The following is a 17,364-nucleotide window of genomic DNA, read 5'->3' on the forward strand; positions in this document are numbered from 1 at the left end:
AATCAAGCACCCCCAGCCGTCTGTAAGAAAGCCTGAATGCCCCAGAACTTCGTCCACCTGCATAACCACACCGAGTATTCGTTGCTCGACGGCGCTAATCGCATCCCCGACCTGATCCAGCGCGCCGCCGACCTCGGTATGCCGGGCATGGCGATCTCCGATCACGGCGTTATGTTCGGTGTGATGGAGTTCTACATGGAGGCCAAGAAAAAGGGGATCAAGCCCATTCTCGGTGTCGAGGCCTACGTCGCTCCGCGTGGGATGGACAAAAAGGACGGCCGAGCCGACCGAGAGAACTTTCACCTTCTACTGTTGGCGAAGGACCTTGAAGGCTATCGCAACCTCTGCAAACTCTCCTCAATCGCCGCGTTGAAGGGATTCTATGGCAAACCCCGCGTGGATCACGATGTCCTCCGTGCGCACAGCAAAGGCGTCATCGCAACTTCAGCTTGTTTGGGTTCCGAAGTATGTCAGGCTCTGATGAAGGGCGAATATGACCAGGCCCAGTACATCGCGGGGATGTACGCTGAGATGTTCGGGCAGGAGAATTTCTTCATTGAGCTTCAGGATCACGGCCTCAAGGAACAGCACGATATTTTTGAGCCGCTTTGCAAGATCGCCCGCGAGTTAAAGCTCCAGACTATCGCGACCAACGACGCCCACTACCTTTGCAAGGGAGATTCCAAAGCCCACGACGTTCTGCTGTGCGTCCAAACTGGCGAGCTCGTCGCCAACACGAACCGAATGAAGTTCGAGACCAACGAGTTCTTCATCAAGACCCAGGACGAAATGGCGGCCCTGTTCCCGGAGCATCCCGAGGCCCTGGAAAACACGCTGCGGGTCATGGAGATGTGCAACGTCGAGCTCGACAAGAGCCGCGCGCCGATGCCTCAGCCGAATATTCCGGACGGCCTTGACAGCACCGCCTACCTTCGCCAGCTCTGCGAAGAAGGGCTTTTACGCCGCGCCCGCAATCCAGAATCGAAGCTCGAACGGCTCAACTTTGAACTGGGAATCATTGAGCAGACCGGCTTCGCCGACTACATGCTCCTCGTTCGCGAGTTCGCACAGGAATCGCGAGACCGGGGAATCTTCTTTGGAGTTCGCGGCTCTGCAGCAGGTTCTCTTGTCGGTTACACCCTCGGTATCACCGACGTCGATGCCGTCGATTACGACCTCACATTCGAACGATTCCTCAACCCAGAACGAATCTCCATGCCGGATATCGACATGGACTTTGAGGACGCACGGCGTGACGAGATCATCAAGTGGGTCACCGAGCGATTCGGCGAGGACCACGTTGCACAGATCGTCACGTTCGGAACAATGGGCGCTAAGGCTGCGATCAAGGACTGCGGACGGGTCCTTGGCTACACACCACAAGAAACCGACAAAATAACCAAACTCATCCCTGGCGTGCCTGGAATGACGCTGGATAAGGCTTTCAAAGAAGTTACTGAGTTCCGCGAAACCATCAAGGCTGATCCACGCATTCAGAGCCTCTTCGACACTGCCAAGTCCGTCGAAGGCATGGCCCGTAACAGCGGCGTCCACGCCGCCGGAATCGTCATCTCCCGCGACCCGCTGGTCGACTACGTTCCGCTTTATAAAGGCAACGACGGGCAGGCAGTCACAGCCTATGAGATGGGGATTCTGGAGAAGATTGGTCTTCTCAAGATGGACTTCCTCGGTCTTTCCAACCTAACAGTTTTGGCTAAATGCGTCGGGCTGATCCGGCAAAGTCAAGGAATCGAAGTCGACCCTCGAAATGCCGATGAGGCCGACCAAAAGACGTGGGACATGCTGGCTCGCGGCGAAACGACCGGCGTCTTCCAACTTGAAGGCGGCGGAATGACCCGCTGGGTGACCCAGCTCAAACCCGCTTCGGTGAGGGAGCTCGCCGCGATGGTGGCTCTCTACCGTCCGGGACCAATGGGCGAGATTCCGAAGTTCATCGACTACAAGTTCGAGAGAGCCAAGCCAACCTATCTCGACCCAAGAATGGAGCCGATATTAAGGGAAACCTACGGGATCATCGTCTACCAAGACCAGGTTCTCAAGCTCGTCCAGGCCCTCGCGGGATTCAGCCTCGGCAAAGCCGACATCCTTCGCCGCGCAATGGGAAAGAAGGATCTCAAAGAGATGCAGCGGATGCAGGTCGAGTTCCTCGAAGGCACCCGCAAAAACGAGATTCGCGACGAGGATGCAAACAAGGTCTGGGAGCTCCTACTTCCCTTCGCCGGCTACGCATTCAACAAGGCCCATGCGGTTTGTTACGCGATTTTGAGTCACCAAACAGCATTCCTGAAGGCTAACTATCCGGTCGAGTACATGGCGGCTCTTCTCGCCGTCTACCGAACCAAGGAAGACCGCGTTACCGCGTTCATCGAAGAGTGCCGTCGCATGAAGATCACGGTTCTTCCGCCAGATGTGAACGCTTCCGAAGCGGACTTCAGCATAGAGAAGGTAAAGAATCGCTCAGTGATTCGGTTTGGACTCGGCGCGATCAAGGGGGTAGGCGATGGAATCGTTGAGGCGATCATCAAGGACCGAACCGAGAACGGACCCTTCACACACCTGTTCGAATTCTGCGAAAGAATTCGCCCAAGCGGAATGAACAAGACCGCCCTTGATGCGCTCATCAAATCAGGCTCACTAGACAGCATCGATCCCAACCGCGCCAAGCTGATCGAGCACGCCGACGGCGCAATGGTCTTTGCCGACAACCTCGCAAAATCCAAAGCAGCAGGTCAAGACTCGCTATTCCTCGGCGAAGCCGAGGACGTGACCGCGACGAACTACCCGGTCATCCCCGAAATCGACGCCTACGGACGTTCCGAAAAGCTGGCATTCGAGAAGGAAGTGCTCGGAATCTACGTCTCCGATCACCCTCTGCGGGGCCTTGAACGGGTACTTCAGAAGGCGGCAACCAACACCTGCGCGAGCATAGAGGAAGCCGAAGAGGGGAGCAAAGTCAAGCTTGCGGGAGTTATCGCCAGCACTCGAACAATCCTCACAAAGAGCGGAAACAAGATGCTCTCGATGACTCTCGAAGATTTCACCGGCGTTGCCCGTTGCATTGTTTTCGCGGGAACCCTTGAAAAGTTCGCCTCAGCACTCACGAAAGATCAAGTCGTGACGATCACCGGCGAAGTGGTTGTGAACGAGCGGCAGGGCGAAAAGTCTAGCGAAATCAGGCTTTTTGAAGCGAAACCGCTCGAAGGCTCCCTCGATATCGATCTGCATAGCCTTTCTGACCAAGCCGGGCTTTATGTCAAGATTTCGCGATCCACGAAGAGCGATCTCAACGTTTTCCGCAAGCTCGTCCAGGACCACCCGGGAGACCATGAGGTGTTCATACAAATGCTCCCGGAAAGCGACTACCTGCCGATCCCGCTTGGGTTGATGGTTAAGCCGAGCGACATGCTCTGCGCCGAGCTTCGCAAACTCTTCGGGCGAGAGGCGGTTGATCTTCGTAGCCACGGGGAACCGGGTGCGGTCTAAGCACGTTTAACCTAAAAGGGTAAATTATGAGGGTGAAATTGGTTCGTCTCGTCTCTTTGGCGTCGCTGTTTACGATTACCTCCGCCGCGCTCGCCCGAGACGCTTTTGACTTGCAGGTCGCAAACGTTGAGATCATGCGAGATAGGGCTGTTCAAGACGAACTCGGAATCACCGAGGGTCAGCGCAAAAACCTGAACGGTTTCGCCGACAAGTTCAATGCGGCAAATAACGCCAAGATTGAAGAGTACAAGAAAGCGAAGAAACAGCCGGATATGGCGTTTCAGAAGTTCACATACGGCGAGTATGTCAAAATGCGAACCGCAGTTCTCGGTGGCATTTCGGATGGTCAGTTGAAGCGTCTTCGCGAAATCACGATCCAAGCTGCCGGACCCCGAGCAATTCTTGACAAAAACGTCGCGACAAAGATTGGCCTCACCGACAAGGATTACAGCTTCATCCGCTCGACAATCATTGCCTCGGACCAGAAGATCGCGAAGATCAAGGGCGAGGTCGGTGAAGGCATTCGAAAGAAGTACGAAAAAACTGCCAAACCGAAGACCCAGAAAGAAGCCGAAGCGCTGAACAAGAAAGTCCAGGCAGACATTGCCGCGGCAATGAAAAAGCGCGAGCCCGAACTCAAAGCACTCGTGACAGCTTCAGACAACAAGGTCAAATCGGTTGTCAAACAAACCCACCTCGACAAGCTCAAAGCACTTGCTGGAAAGCCGTTCGTCCCTAAGGCGAAGAAATGACCCTGACCGAGAAGTTCTCTGACCTCGCGAGCCGAGGGGAAAAGGCTCTCGTCTGCTTCTTCACCGCCGGAGACCAGCCCCTGGTGGATCTTCCCCGGATCGTCTCGATTCTGGAAGAAGCAGGAGCCGATGCGATTGAGATCGGAATACCCTTTTCCGATCCTTTTGGCGAGGGGCCAACGATTCAGCACTCCTCACAGCGCGCTCTGGAAAACGGAGCAACCGTCTCCAAGATTCTTGATGCAATTTCTCGTTGTAACGCATCGATTCCGCTGGTCACGATGGGTTATTACAATCCAATTCTGAGAACCGGCCTCGATGCGTACGCAACTGGATCAAAACAAGCTGGCTGTACGGGGACGATTATCAGCGACCTTATCCCGGATGAAGCTGATGACTGGGATGCCGCCTCCGCACGAGCCGGGTTGGAAACGATTTACCTGTGTGCCCCCACCTCGACTTCGACGCGAATTGAAGAGGTCGCTCGTCGCTCGACGGGCTTTGTCTACGCGGTTTCTCGAACCGGCGTCACTGGAGCCGAAAGTGCGGTTCCACCCGAAGTGAAGGAGCTCGTCGCCCGGGTGCGAGCCTTGACTCCAAAGCCGGTTTGTGTTGGCTTTGGAATATCAAAGCCAGAACATGTCCGAATGGTCTGCTCGGTAGCCGACGGAGCCGTGGTAGGATCTGCGCTCGTGAAGTGCCTCCACGAGCACTGGGGTACCGCTGATGCGGAGTCACAAGTATCAGCGCTGGTGAAAGAGCTCAAAGCAGCTACGCATTAGGGTGGGTTGCTTACAGCTTCGACAAATCTGGTCGTAATCGATAAACCGAAGTCGCTCTTTGGATCATGTTCGCGACCGAAAGGATCGTCCCCTCGTCGTAGAGACGCCCAATCAAGGAAACTCCAATTGGACGACCTTGGTCGTTCACGCCCATGGGGATGAATATCTGGGGATGTCCGGTCAGGTTGGTGGTCACCAAAACATCTCCTGCACGTTCTGGGATCACAACCACATCGAAATCAGCTAACTCCTCCTCAAACTTCTTCATAAGCGGGGTCCTTGCCCGCATTGCTTGGATGTAGTCAACGCCAGAGTGCAATTCCGACGCCCGAAAGATCGGCGGCCATAGAGAACCTTTCATCGTGTCAACTCGTCCGTCGCGAGTGATTTCGTCAAATGCGGCGGCGGCCTCGATGGAGAGAACCTCATCGACGCCATCCGTTGAGGGCGAAAACTTTACGCCCTTCAGCTTCGCTCCCATGCCTTGCAGAAGTGGGCCAACCGGACCGATCTCTTTGGCAACATCGTCTTCGTCAAAACCCTGGCTTGCCATCACTCCAATCTTGAGCTTGCTCAGGTCAACAGTTGGCCGGTACGTGAACGGATAATCCACAGCCATTTGGTCCTTGCCATCTGATCCGTGAATCGCAGCTAAAACCATCGCACAATCCTCAGCGCATCGGCAAAGTGGACCGACCTTGTCCATCGTCCACGAGAGCGCCATTGCTCCAAACCGACTGGTTCGCCCAAAGGTCGGTCTTAGGCCAGTGACGCGGCAACGCTGGGAAGGCGAAATGATTGAGCCGAGGGTCTCGGTACCGATTCCAAAGGCGAAGAGCCCGGCCGCAACTCCGCTGGCCGAGCCAGCCGATGAGCCACTAGAACCCTGCTTCGGATTCCAGGGATTCAGAGTGAGTCCCCCAAACCAACGGTCTCCGTACGCCAGTGCACCAACCGAAGTCTTCGCGACGCAAATCGCCCCTGCAGCGGTCAACTTCACAAACACGGTGGAATTGTAGGCGAGGGATTGATCTTTGAAAGGTTCTGCCCCCCACGTCGTGACGTAGTCCTTGACAGCGAACAAGTCTTTGATTCCGTAGGGAATGCCGTGGAGCGGTCCCCGGTACTTCCCTTTCTGAATCTCCTCGTGGGCTTTTTTAGCTTGGGCCCGGGCGAGGTCTTCAGTCAGCGTAATGACGCAGAGCAGCTTGGGCCCAAACTCTTTGAGTCGCTTGAGATAGAGTTCAGTGAGTTCGATTGGCGAAAGCTGCTTGGATTTGATCAAGTGGCTCAGTTCACTGACAGTCAAAAAAGCAATATCCTCATCTTTGGAGGGTTTAGTCAAATTCTTGGGAGCAGTGCTTCGGACGTCGTTCTTGTACCCAGTCCTAGGCTTCTTTCCTTGCGGGACGAAGTTAAAGGCCGGCGAAATGTCGTTGCTTAGACCTGTTGCTCGAAGCTTCTGGAGCGCATCGTGGCCAGGCGAAAAAGAGCTAAGGACGCCTTTGCGTTGTTCGTCAGTGAGCGAGATTCCAGCAAGCTTTTCGGCGGCCTTGATGTCTTCCAAGGTCACCTTACCGGTTTGGCCAGCGATCACCTGTAAAGGGGCACTTAGAGCTAACAACGAACCCGACAAAAAGTGCTTCCGCGATATCCCGGCATCAAAACCCATCTTGGAATTCTACTCGTTTGCCCACTTGTTGATCAGCCACCAGTTTGCTTGATCATGCGGTACGAACTTTGGATGAATCAACGTCTCAAAAGACGGCAAGTACCCGAGAGAGCCGCCGCCGTACTGCTTTATCCGAATGATCACTTCCTCGACATACCGCCGAGCCTTTTGGCAACGGTGGATATCTGCCAGCGAGCCGCACGAGTTGATACTGGTCGCCACTGCGATCTTCTCCAAATCTTCAAAAATCTGGCGGCACGGGGCGAGGTGATTCATCGCCTCACCGGGCTTCCTCTCTGCGTATGCACTAGCCGACTTATCAACCTGCCGGACGAACTCGATCGACTTCTTGACGAACTGACTGACGCCCCTCTGGTCCGAATCCAGAGCAAATGCCGTCGCTCGCTCGGCAATCTCCCAAGCCTTTTCTCCGCCGGGGCCAAGAAGGCTTTCTCGGTCGCGTAGCCAAAGCAGGAACGGGTTGGAGTAGAGCAAAAGGCGGCACTTGATACCGCTTCTGATTCCGCCGAATGCGAACCAGTCGCCGTTCAAAAACGGATCTGCCGCAAGGAGTTTGAGTTTCTCCTCAAGTTCATTCGTACCTCTGAACATTGATGACAAACCGCATTCCTGCAGCTCAACTCCCATCAATCGAGCCCATTCTTCTTGGGTTTCGGAGTGTTTGAGATAGGACTTCAGCAGTTGTCCCTGTTTCCAAGAGGAGCCACTAAGCTGTCCAAAACCTGCGACGTCCTCACGGTACATCGCGATATCCTCATCCCGGGTCCCGGATTCGATAGGAAATCCGCGTCCGACCTCAGGTTGCGCACAGCTCAAAATCGCTCCGCACCCCTCGATGACTGGCAGAATCGTGTTGTAGTTCCCCATGAGCCCCAGTTCCCAGGTTGTAACGCAAACTCCTTCGACCCCAAGCCGCTCGGCGGCTTCCGCGTGCTCGGTCACGTTGCGCTCGGTCTGCGGCAGGTGACACCAAGCCGCGTTATAGGTATGAACTGCCGGGCAAAACACCGTCCGAAATCCCTTCTCTCGGAACAGTTCGGACGTGTATTCGGGAGATTTGAAGTACTGCCAGTCAAAGATCACTGTCTCCTTCGGCATGGATTCGAGCGCGGAAGGATGTTCGAAATACATATCTCCCCAGACCCCCGGGGTACGCCCCAGATCGACCACTCTCTGAGCCAGCGGGGCAAAGTGGCGAGCGTACAATGCTGCCTTCCCATCGCCTTCCTGCGCTTCTACAAATGCCCGCGAAGCTCCTCGCCCGAGCTGGGCCGTTTCGTCACCGCCAATGTGAATCAGCTCCGAGTCAAAGATTGACACGGCATCATCAACAATCGACTCACACAGCGAGACAAACTTAGGATTGATCGGATCGCCCGACATTCCGGCGAACCGCTCACAAGCGAACTGCTCGCCACCCGAGGAATACAAGAACCCTTCAAAATGTCCGAGCAAGTTGATAAACGGCACGATTTGAAGCTCTTTGAACTCCTTCTGCAACGACTTCACTAACTCTGGCGTCAAGGCACCCAGACCCGCGACCCAGGGCACCGAAGGATAGGCGAATCGATGCTCCAGATACAGCCCAAGAGCGTTATAGCCCGAGTCCAGAGACAATTTACACAGATGCCGCATGTACGCTGGCGTCGGGCACTGCTCCCGCGCGATGTCGTACAGCCACATCCGCAGCTTCATCGACCTAGCCCCACTGCCCGAACAATTCACTGATGGAAGTGTTCTGGTTGATTCGCTTAATCGCCGCCGCAATCAACGGCGCCGCCGAAAGGACGGTCAGCTTGGGGAACAACTTGTCCTCCGGAAGGTTGACCGTATCCAAGACGACGACTTCTGAGATGCAGCTATCTTGGAGCCTTTGGGTTGCGGGAGCGGAGAGAATCGCGTGGGTGCAGCACGCTATGACTTCTTTCGCTCCTCGATCCATCAGGGCTTGGGCACCGGAAGCAATTGACCCGCCAGTGTCGATCATGTCATCGATCATCACGCAACGCTTACCTTTGAAGTCTCCAACGATTTCTACGACCTCAACCTGATTCGGTGCCGGACGCCGCTTCGCAATAACAATGAACGGACACTTCAGCATGTCCGCGAGTTTCTTCGCACGTCCGACCCCGCCGACATCTGGTGCGACGACGCAGACATCGTCTTGGTTTGCCAGTCCCTTCTTGATGAAATAATCTCCCAAAATGGGCCCACCATAAAGGTGGTCCACCGGAATATTGAAGAAGCCCTGGATCTGGTCGGCGTGGAGGTCAAGAGTCACGACTCGTGAAGCCCCAGCCATTTGGATGAAGTCCGCCACCAGTCGAGCTGTGATCGGCTCCCGCGGCTTCACCTTCTTGTCCTGACGAGCGTAGCCGTAGTACGGCATGACCACCGTAATCCGCTTCGCCGACGCCCTTCGGAACGCATCGAGAAGGATGAACAGCTCCATCAGATTATCGTTCGCCGGAGCGCAGGTGGGTTGGAGAATGAACACGTCTGACCCGCGAGCCGACTCTTCGATCATAATCCGAATTTCGCCGTCCGCGAACTTGGAAGCCTTGAGTTTGCCCAGCGGAGCACCCAGCTCTGCAGCAACTTTCGTGGCCAAAGAAGGGTTCGCGTTGCCGGCAAACAGCTTGATGTCGTTGGTTGGTTCGTTCATTCTGATTTGTTTTCGTGTTGTTGCCGACGCCGTTCAGCCCACCCATCCTTGGTTACCTGACGAGCTCGTCCAAACCCGGCTCCGCCGGCAGGAATCTCGTCGGTGATGACTGATCCTGCCGCCGTGAGCGCCCCGTCGCCGATGGTTACCGGAGCGACAAGCGTTGAATTTGAACCCACAAAAACGTTCTTTCCGATCGTTGTGCGGCTTTTCTTGTAGCCGTCGTAATTGCAGGTGATCGTGCCTGCGCCAATATTGGTCTCTTCGCCAATCTCGCTATCGCCAATGTACGTGAGGTGGTTAACCTTCACGCCTTCGTGGAGGAGTGAACGGTTGACCTCGACGAAGTTGCCGAGACGCACTCCGGCTTTCAGAACCGTCTTCGGACGGACATTTGCAAATGGCCCGATTCGGCACTCGTTGCCAATCAGCGCCTCGTAGCCGTGTGAAAGAAAAATATAGCAATCGTCTCCGACCTGCATATCGGTCAACTTCACCTGGGGTCCGATTCGACTTCCCTTGCCGATGTTCGTTCCGCCTTCCAGGTAAGTGTTCGGCTCGATGACCGCATCCTGACCGATCACGACTCGAGGCCCAATATACGTTGAGGCTGGATCAACAATCGTCACCCCGGCGCGCATGTGTCGCTCGTTGATCTGCTTTCGCAAGATCGCGTTTGCCTCTGCCAGCTGGACACGGTCATTGACTCCCAAGAGGATCGCCGGATCATCACTGATAAACGCGCTCACAGGTCGCCCCGATCCAGCGAAGTAGCCTACGATATCCGTGAGGTAGTACTCGCCCTGAGCATTGTCCGACTTTAGTGTTTTCAATGCCTCGCGCAGGGCGGCCGCTTCGACGCAATACATTCCCGCATTCGCATGCCGAATCTGCTTCTCGACGTCGGTTGCGTCCTTTTGTTCCACGACTCTGGTTGCTTTGTCGCCTTCAACAACAACGCGACCATATCCGGAGGCGTCCATCAAGAGAGCTACCGACAACGTACAAACCCCGCTGTGCGCACCGAGGAATTCGCTGAAATAGTCGGTCGAAATCAGTGGCGTGTCTCCGCAGGCGATGAGGACCGTTCCCTCGATCTCGCCGAGTTCGGCCAGCGCACACTGAACCGCGTGACCGGTCCCAAGCTGCTCATGCTGCCAGGCGTACTTGTAGCCGTCGCCGAGTTCAGAGATCAGAGATTCCCCACCGTGCCCGACGACGATAATCACCTCGTCAACCCCGGCAGCGATCATGTTATCCGCCACAAGTTTGACCATCGGAACTCCGCAAACACGGTGCAAGCACTTTGGCAGATCCGACTTCATCCGGGTGCCCTTCCCCGCAGCAAGAATCAATCCGGTCGTCGTGGCTTTCGGCATAAGAGGGCGATTCATTTTGCCTCTTTTAACGTGGCGTTTACAAGGGTGAAAGCCATCGGCTGCCCGTAGCCTTCAAATCAAGCCTTCGGCAATCCGAGGTTCCCACTCATCTGATAGCTGAAGTCTGAAGTCTGAAGACTGTAAACTTCCAACATGTCCGTCCACGTCGTCGATCACCCCCTTGCCCAGCACTACCTGGCGCAGCTGCGCGACGTAAACACACAGCCCGAACGGTTTCGGCGCATCTCACGACACCTGACCACATTGCTCGTGATTGAAGCCACAAAGTCGCTTCTTCAGGTCGAAGAAACGGTGGTCACGCCGATCCAAAATACCAAGGTCCACATGCTCGGCGAAGGGCTCGCGGCAGTTCCGATCCTTCGAGCCGGTCTCTCTATGCTCGAGCCCGTCCTCGAACTGTTTCCCGACGTTGCGGTTGGCTACGTCGGCCTCGAGCGTAACGAGGACACCGCCGAAGCCCGCCGTTACTACATGAAGCTCCCGAGGCTCGAAGGCCGATTCTGCCTTGCCCTCGACCCAATGCTCGCCACGGGCGGCTCAGCGGCGAAGGCGATTACCGAGTTGAAGGCAAACGGCGCTAAGAAGGTCGCAATGGTCTGCGTGATCTCCGCTCCGGAAGGGATTGCCTTCCTCCAAGGGGAGCATCCAGATGTCGAGGTTTTCACGGCGTCGGTGGATGAACGACTAAACGACAAAAAGTACATCGTGCCAGGACTGGGAGACTTCGGCGACCGATTGTATGGGACGATGTAATCGCGGCTTATTGCAGCCTAGGCATGATTAGTTTAATCAACAGGCAGACAAATCCAAATCCGACAACTACCTTTGCACCTCGTAGCCGGTGGATTTTGAGCTTATCTTTCATTTCCCCGTTGAAACGAAGTCAGCATTCTTAGGTTCGGCACGATAAACTAAACCCATGAAACCCAGATTGCAAGAAGCCGCGTTGCTCCTTGCGATCTTTTTCGACATGGTGGGGTTCACCATGTTGATCCCGAACATTCAGCTTCGCGCTGACTCCCTCCTCGGGGCCCACGCGCTTAAAGGCCCTATCATCGGGCTACTCCTTCAAAGCACGTTTATCATCCAGCTCATTGCTTCTCCCCAGTGGGGGCGCTTTGCCGACCGCGTCGGCGGCAAGAAAGTCTTTGTCGCCTGCCAGTGGCTCAGCGCACTCGCAATGCTGCTCTACGGCCTCGCTGAATCCATTCCCCTCCTCTTCCTCAGCCGAATCATGGCGGGCTTCGGCTCGGCTAACATTGCCGTTGGCCAATCCATGATCGTCGCCAGTACCGACGAGACCCATCGAAAGGTCGTCCTTGGCCGCCTCAGCGCGGCGATCTCGGCCGGGAGCATCCTTGGCCCGGCGATCGGCGGATTCAGCGCGCACTACTTCGGCAATCATTGGATCGGCGTCGTCGGAGCCGCCATCTCCGCCGCCGGGGGCCTTCTGGTCCTCGCTTTTGTTCCCGAGATCAAGCCTGCCCCAAAAGAGCACCAGAAGCTCAAATGGATCGACCTCAGCTTCTTCCAGAAATACCCCTCAATCAAGCCATTCTTCTGGATTGCGGTCGCCGCCAGCTTTGCCCTCGCCACTCTCGAAGGCACCTTTGGACGCCTGATCCGGGACACCCTCGGATACGGGGAACGCGAGTTTGGAATCATCTTTAGCTATGAAGGACTGCTCGGCGTTCTGGTCAGTGCCTTCTTTCTTCAGTGGCTTGGACGAAAGTTCTGCGACACGACACTGCTCAGAATTGGCTACATCCTCCAAGGTGTCGGCCTCGTGGTCAACCCCTTCGTCGCACCGCTCATCAGCATCGCACCCGGCATGGTCTGGCTGATCCTCGCATCCACGTTTTATGCTGTCGGGGCCGGAATTGTCAGCCCGACCCTCAGCGCCCTCACCTCCAACTCAGTGCCCGACGAAGCCCAAGGCGAACTCTTCGGAAACCTCCAAGCCGCCCGGACGTTTGGGTTCATCATCGGCCCAATCGTCGGCGGAGCCCTTTTCGACATCTGGCATGCCGCGCCATATATCTTCGCTGCCTTGGTCTGCCTCGCTGTCGCATTTGCCCTCCCTGCAATCTGCGCCTGCCACCCGAAGAAGGCATGAACGGCAAGGACCTCCGCGTCGAACTGCTGAGGGAGGCCTACGCCGAAGGATGGTTTCCGATGACCGTGGACGAAGAAGCCAATGAAGTCGAGTGGTTCCAACCTTATGAGCGTTGCTTGTTTCCGGTCGAAGGAATCCGAGTCTCGAAATCCCTCCGGAAAACTCTGAACTCCAACACGTTCACTGTCACGTTTGACACAGCCTTTGAAGAAGTCATGTGGGCGTGCCGACGGCCAGAGGACAATTGGATCACCAAAGATTTCGTCCGGGTGTACGGAGAAGCCCATAGGCAAGGCTGGGGGCATTCCTGTGAAGTTTGGCTCGCGGAAGAGCTGGTTGGCGGAACTTACGGGCTTGCCCTTGGCGGCGCCTTCTTCGCTGAATCAATGTTTCACAGAGTGACCGATGCGTCGAAAGTCGCACTCTTCCACATGGTCGAAACTTGCCGCGCAAAAGGGTTCGTACTCTTTGATGCACAAATCTTGAATCCTCACCTTGCATCGCTCGGGGCTTACACGATCACAAATCAGGCATATATGCATATGATGAAGAGCGCGTTAAGGGTGCGAACAGAGTGGTCTACTTGACTTTTGGTTCAGGATTTGCTATGAATGAATCGGTATTCTAACCAAGAGGCACAATGGCGTCCAAAATCATGACCATCACCGAGATCGAATCAGCTTATAAAAAGCTGGGCAGCGATCCTAACATGCGAGCGCTTTCGGCAGTTCTGAGAATTGGCGCGGAGCAGATCGAACGACGCGGCCGCCTCGGAATCTTCCGAAACCTCGTCTTCATCACCGCCTGTCTTGCAATTCTGTTTACAATTGTTGCCGCGACGCCGCTGGTTCCCCAAAAGGTCAAGGCGGCCTTGCAAATTTGGGAATACATTTCGGTCGGTGTCTGCGTTTTCTCGGTCGGCATCCTTTGGCGTGTTCGTAGCAAGCTCGAGGTTTATCTGCAGGATCAGAACAAGATTCGCGCCCTTATGGTCGAGTATTCCCAGCGGATCGTCGGTGTTCCAACCTTTAACCCAACTCCGCTCTCCGAAGAATTGCGTGGCACGCTGCGCGAAGCTCTTCGCAAGCAAGGCGGCGGAAGCTCCGACCTCGAAGCAATCGTTGACCGAAGCTAAAGTATGCTTGCCGCATGATTGCGGGTTCGCTGATTCTTGGTTCTAGTTCGATCCTCATTTCTGGAGGATTGCTGGTTGATGGCAGCGGAGCGAAGCCTCGAATCGCCGATGTTCGCCTCCGCGGTTCTGCGATTCTCGCCATCGGCTCGCTCAAGCCGCTTCGGGGCGAAACCGTTATCTCCGCAAAGGGTTTAGTCGTCTCACCCGGCTTCATCGATGCTCACAGCCATGCGCTGGGAGGCATAGAGAAGGAGCCGACTGCGCTTAGCCAACTGATGCAAGGCATTACCACCGCCGTGGGTGGTCAAGACGGAGGTTGGTCACAGCCCATCGCCAAAGAGTTCGCCGAAATCGAGCGAATCAAGCCATCCATCAACTTCGCGCTCTTTTCTGGCCACGGTGGGCTCCGGGCCGAGGCGATGGGCAAAGACTACAAGCGAGTTGCAACCGCCGCCGAGATCGAGCGAATGAAGGCACTCTTATCTGCCGACATGAGGGCGGGAGCACTCGGCCTCAGTAGCGGCCTCGAATACGATCCCGGCTACTACAGCGACACCAACGAACTCGTTCAACTCGCCAAGGTTGCGAAACAAGGCATCTACATCTCCCACGTCCGCGACGAGGCCGATAAGGCAATGGAAGCTTTCCAGGAACTGGCGAAAATCGGAAAAGAGGGTTCTCTTCACGCTCAGATTAGCCACATCAAGCTGGGAAGCAAAGCGGTCTGGAACAAAACCGCTGATGTTCTGAAGCTGATCGAAAAGGAAAAACTGACCGCCGACGTTTATCCGTACACCTACTGGCAATCCACCATCGCTGCTCTCTCGCCGAGCCGGGATTGGGAGAACGACGAGATTTGGGTGAAAGCCCTTGACGATGTCGGAGGACCCCAAAACGTTCGCCTTAGCACCTATACTCCGAATCCGGCGTGGGTTGGCAAGAACTTAGAAGAAATTGCTAAGGAGACCGGAAAGACCCCGATCAAGATCATCCAGGAGATCCTTCGGACCACAAACGAAGAGGGGCGCCAAAGCGTCGTCGTCACCGCGATGCAAGAGAGCGACCTGATCCAATTCATCAAGCATCCTCGCATCATGTTCTGCTCGGACGGCAGCATCGGCGGTAGCCATCCCCGAGGCGCCGGCTCGTTCCCGCGCATCATTGGACGGTATGTCCGCGAAAAGAAGGTCATCTCCCTCCAAGAGGCGATCCGAAAAATGACCTCCTTCCCGGCCCAGGTTTTCAAGCTGAAGAATCGGGGCTGGATCAAAAAGGGCTACGTGGCCGATATCGTCGTGTTCGATCCAAAAACGATCACTGACCATGCCACTCCGACGGATTCTACGGCCCTGAGCACGGGAGTTCGAGAGGTTTTCGTGAACGGAGTGCACACGATTCAAGGAGTCAAATTTTCTGGGATGAGAGCAGGTTTGGCGATTTCTAGAGGGCTGTAGTTATCGACTAAGATGACGATTTGCTGAACCGGATCAAATGGTCCTCAAACATCCGAAAGGTGTCGCGGTTGACAACACTCAAATCGACCTCCAAGACGAATTGCTCCGACTCCTCACCGCTCCAAACATCAATCAAATCCGCTCCAAAGCCCCTTGCGACCAAATCGAAGATAACGTCGTAGAGTTGCCGTGTTCCTTCAATCGAATCAGGTTCTTCTTGCCTCCAATCTTCAGGTTCACTGAACTCTGGTTCATAAGTGCTGCCGTCCTCAAGGTAAAGACTCACGTGCCTAAATTCGCAACTGCAACATCGATGCTCATCGGTCAAGAACCAACGATTTTCGAATTGGAGTCTCTTGAGGAGTGGCTCTGTCTCCACCGCGGGCAGAAACACCAGAAGCTTTGAATCCCGAGCCGACAAGTCTTCGGCTGAATCAGTTGATAAGAAAACCGTATAACACAAAGCCGTTTACCTCCCCAATCATTGTATGCTACGCCCCATGAATCGACGCGACTTTCTCACCGGAACTCTCGCCTTCGGCGCGGCATCCTTGCTCCCCGCCGCCGAGCCCAAAGCGGGACCCTGGTTCAAGATTTCCCTTGCCGAGTGGTCGCTTCATCGCACGATTTTCGGGGGCGAAATGACCAACCTCGACTTCCCCAAAGTCGCTCGCGAGAAGTACGGAATTGACGCCGTCGAGTATGTGAACCAGTTCTTCAAGGACAAGGCAAAAGACGAGAAGTATCTCGCAGAGCTCAAGCAGAATTGTAAGGACAACGGCGTCAAAAGTGTTCTCATCATGTGCGATGGAGAGGGCGCAACGGGCGATCCCGACGCCGCCAAGCGCACCCAGGCCGTCGAGAACCACTACAAGTGGGTTGATGCCGCCAAGTTCCTTGGTTGCCACAGCATTCGGGTCAATGCACAGTCTCGCGGAACCCGCGAGGAGCAAGCCAAGCTCTGCGCCGATGGCCTGGCTCGACTCGGCGATTACGGAGCTAAAGTCGGAATCGGAGTGATCGTGGAGAACCACGGCGGAATCAGCAGCCACGGCGACTGGCTCGCCGACGTGATGCGGCGAGTGAACATGAAGAACGTCGGCACCTTGCCAGACTTCGGCAATTTCTATGAGTACGACCGCTACCAAGGAGTCGAAGACCTGATGCCGTTCGCGAAGGGCGTCAGTGCCAAGTCAAACGACTTCGGCCCCGATGGTAACGAGCTCAACATGGACTACTATCGCCTACTCGACATCGTCAAGCAAGCGGGTTACCGAGGGCGAATCGGTATTGAGTACGAAGGCAACCGCCTCAGCGAGCACCACGGAATTCTGAAGACGAAGGCGATTCTGCAAGAAGTCTTAAGAGCCTAGAGAGCCCACTTCTTGAGGAAGTCCATCACCTTCACTGGATCGTGCGCTGGTCCGGTTTCGAGAAGGCCCGTATCCTGCGAGTGTAGCAACTTGCCTTTTGCATCTAGGACAAACAGGTGCGGGTATCCACTGATTTTGGGAAACTTAGAAAGCAGCGCTTTGTTGTCATTTTCTTGGCTAAAGTTGACCTTGACGATCACGTACTTCGCCTTTAACAACTTGCCAATCTCAGCGTCGGACTGAAACAGCTTGTCGAGCTTGTGGCACCAGCTACACCAGTTCCCACCAACGTCAACCAAAATTCGCTTCTTCTCCTTTGCGGCTTGTCGAATCCCTGCCTTCAGGTCTTTCTCTGCATCTCGTGACGGATCGAAGATCTTTTCACTCGGCAATGCCTGAGCCGGGGCGGCACCTTGCGGCGATGCAAATGAAAATGCAGATGAGAGGAGGAGTCCGGAGAGCAAGATTGCCGGAGTAGCGAGTCGCATAC

15 protein-coding genes are annotated in these 17,364 nt (G+C 55.4%); 10 read left to right on the plus strand and 5 right to left on the minus strand.

Features of this window, described 5'->3' with window-relative positions; translation table 11 throughout:
- Positions 1–36: 36 nt before the first annotated feature.
- Genes WCK51_14210 through trpA form a run of 3 tightly spaced genes read left to right on the plus strand, consistent with a single transcriptional unit; the run spans position 37 to position 5,038 of the window.
- Complete coding sequence (locus tag WCK51_14210; protein MEI7578040.1) at positions 37–3,504, plus strand: DNA polymerase III subunit alpha; 3,468 nt, start codon at positions 37–39, stop codon at positions 3,502–3,504.
- Positions 3,505–3,536: 32 nt separating this feature from the next.
- On the plus strand, positions 3,537–4,256 hold the full coding sequence (locus WCK51_14215; protein MEI7578041.1) for a hypothetical protein: 720 nt from the start codon (positions 3,537–3,539) through the stop codon (positions 4,254–4,256).
- Complete coding sequence (gene trpA / locus WCK51_14220) at positions 4,253–5,038, plus strand: tryptophan synthase subunit alpha (protein ID MEI7578042.1); 786 nt, start codon at positions 4,253–4,255, stop codon at positions 5,036–5,038. The genes WCK51_14215 and trpA overlap by 4 nt, the downstream gene beginning before the upstream one ends.
- Positions 5,039–5,048: 10 nt before the next feature.
- On the opposite strand, the gene WCK51_14225 is transcribed toward trpA, so the two are convergent.
- From WCK51_14225 to glmU, 4 genes are read right to left on the minus strand one after another with little or no spacing between them, the layout of a single operon-like run.
- Positions 5,049–6,710 (minus strand): amidase, encoded by a 1,662-nt coding sequence (locus WCK51_14225; GenBank protein MEI7578043.1) that lies wholly within the window; start codon positions 6,708–6,710, stop codon positions 5,049–5,051.
- A gap of 9 nt (positions 6,711–6,719) precedes the next feature.
- A complete protein-coding gene (locus WCK51_14230) occupies positions 6,720–8,426 on the minus strand; it encodes a family 20 glycosylhydrolase (protein MEI7578044.1) in 1,707 nt (568 codons plus the stop codon).
- Positions 8,427–8,430: 4 nt separating this feature from the next.
- Positions 8,431–9,396: a ribose-phosphate pyrophosphokinase gene (locus WCK51_14235; protein ID MEI7578045.1), complete on the minus strand. Its 966-nt coding sequence runs from the start codon at positions 9,394–9,396 to the stop codon at positions 8,431–8,433.
- Complete coding sequence (glmU, locus tag WCK51_14240) at positions 9,393–10,790, minus strand: bifunctional UDP-N-acetylglucosamine diphosphorylase/glucosamine-1-phosphate N-acetyltransferase GlmU (GenBank protein MEI7578046.1); 1,398 nt, start codon at positions 10,788–10,790, stop codon at positions 9,393–9,395. Before glmU ends, WCK51_14235 begins: the two co-directional genes overlap by 4 nt.
- A gap of 138 nt (positions 10,791–10,928) precedes the next feature.
- On the opposite strand from glmU, the gene upp reads away from it, so the two are divergent.
- The 7 genes from upp (at position 10,929) to WCK51_14275 (ending at position 16,874) form a co-directional block, all read left to right on the plus strand.
- Positions 10,929–11,549, plus strand: a complete 621-nt coding sequence (gene upp / locus WCK51_14245) for a uracil phosphoribosyltransferase (GenBank protein MEI7578047.1) — start codon at positions 10,929–10,931, stop codon at positions 11,547–11,549.
- Between the two features lie 166 nt (positions 11,550–11,715).
- Positions 11,716–12,912, plus strand: a complete 1,197-nt coding sequence (locus WCK51_14250) for an MFS transporter (protein MEI7578048.1) — start codon at positions 11,716–11,718, stop codon at positions 12,910–12,912.
- On the plus strand, positions 12,909–13,499 hold the full coding sequence (gene aat, locus WCK51_14255) for a leucyl/phenylalanyl-tRNA--protein transferase (GenBank protein ID MEI7578049.1): 591 nt from the start codon (positions 12,909–12,911) through the stop codon (positions 13,497–13,499). The genes WCK51_14250 and aat overlap by 4 nt, the downstream gene beginning before the upstream one ends.
- A gap of 53 nt (positions 13,500–13,552) precedes the next feature.
- Entirely contained in the window at positions 13,553–14,047 is a 495-nt protein-coding gene (locus tag WCK51_14260) for a hypothetical protein (protein MEI7578050.1), read from the plus strand.
- A gap of 14 nt (positions 14,048–14,061) precedes the next feature.
- On the plus strand, positions 14,062–15,501 hold the full coding sequence (locus tag WCK51_14265; GenBank protein ID MEI7578051.1) for a D-aminoacylase: 1,440 nt from the start codon (positions 14,062–14,064) through the stop codon (positions 15,499–15,501).
- A gap of 37 nt (positions 15,502–15,538) precedes the next feature.
- Positions 15,539–15,907: a hypothetical protein gene (locus WCK51_14270; protein ID MEI7578052.1), complete on the plus strand. Its 369-nt coding sequence runs from the start codon at positions 15,539–15,541 to the stop codon at positions 15,905–15,907.
- Between the two features lie 94 nt (positions 15,908–16,001).
- The gene (locus WCK51_14275; GenBank protein MEI7578053.1) at positions 16,002–16,874 is read left to right on the plus strand and encodes a TIM barrel protein; all 873 of its coding nucleotides are present in this window, start codon (positions 16,002–16,004) and stop codon (positions 16,872–16,874) included.
- Here WCK51_14275 and WCK51_14280 read toward each other — a convergent pair.
- On the minus strand, positions 16,871–17,362 hold the full coding sequence (locus WCK51_14280; protein MEI7578054.1) for a thioredoxin family protein: 492 nt from the start codon (positions 17,360–17,362) through the stop codon (positions 16,871–16,873). The genes WCK51_14275 and WCK51_14280 overlap by 4 nt on opposite strands.
- Positions 17,363–17,364: the final 2 nt, after the last annotated feature.

The organism is Armatimonadota bacterium (genome assembly GCA_037138755.1).
Taxonomy (GTDB): Bacteria; Armatimonadota; Fimbriimonadia; order Fimbriimonadales; family Fimbriimonadaceae; genus Fimbriimonas.

Excerpts from the sequence above, each read along its gene's own strand:
- WCK51_14210 (MEI7578040.1), top strand. The coding sequence starts at position 37 with ATGCCCCAGAACTTCGTCCACCTGCATAACCACACCGAGTATTCGTTG.
- trpA (MEI7578042.1), top strand. The coding sequence starts at position 4,253 with ATGACCCTGACCGAGAAGTTCTCTGACCTCGCGAGCCGAGGGGAAAAG.
- WCK51_14225 (MEI7578043.1), bottom strand. The coding sequence starts at position 6,710 with ATGGGTTTTGATGCCGGGATATCGCGGAAGCACTTTTTGTCGGGTTCG.
- WCK51_14230 (MEI7578044.1), bottom strand. The coding sequence starts at position 8,426 with ATGAAGCTGCGGATGTGGCTGTACGACATCGCGCGGGAGCAGTGCCCG.
- WCK51_14235 (MEI7578045.1), bottom strand. The coding sequence starts at position 9,396 with ATGAACGAACCAACCAACGACATCAAGCTGTTTGCCGGCAACGCGAAC.
- glmU (MEI7578046.1), bottom strand. The coding sequence starts at position 10,790 with ATGAATCGCCCTCTTATGCCGAAAGCCACGACGACCGGATTGATTCTT.
- upp (MEI7578047.1), top strand. The coding sequence starts at position 10,929 with ATGTCCGTCCACGTCGTCGATCACCCCCTTGCCCAGCACTACCTGGCG.
- WCK51_14250 (MEI7578048.1), top strand. The coding sequence starts at position 11,716 with ATGAAACCCAGATTGCAAGAAGCCGCGTTGCTCCTTGCGATCTTTTTC.
- aat (MEI7578049.1), top strand. The coding sequence starts at position 12,909 with ATGAACGGCAAGGACCTCCGCGTCGAACTGCTGAGGGAGGCCTACGCC.
- WCK51_14260 (MEI7578050.1), top strand. The coding sequence starts at position 13,553 with ATGGCGTCCAAAATCATGACCATCACCGAGATCGAATCAGCTTATAAA.
- WCK51_14265 (MEI7578051.1), top strand. The coding sequence starts at position 14,062 with ATGATTGCGGGTTCGCTGATTCTTGGTTCTAGTTCGATCCTCATTTCT.
- WCK51_14270 (MEI7578052.1), top strand. The coding sequence starts at position 15,539 with ATGGTCCTCAAACATCCGAAAGGTGTCGCGGTTGACAACACTCAAATC.
- WCK51_14275 (MEI7578053.1), top strand. The coding sequence starts at position 16,002 with ATGAATCGACGCGACTTTCTCACCGGAACTCTCGCCTTCGGCGCGGCA.
- WCK51_14280 (MEI7578054.1), bottom strand. The coding sequence starts at position 17,362 with ATGCGACTCGCTACTCCGGCAATCTTGCTCTCCGGACTCCTCCTCTCA.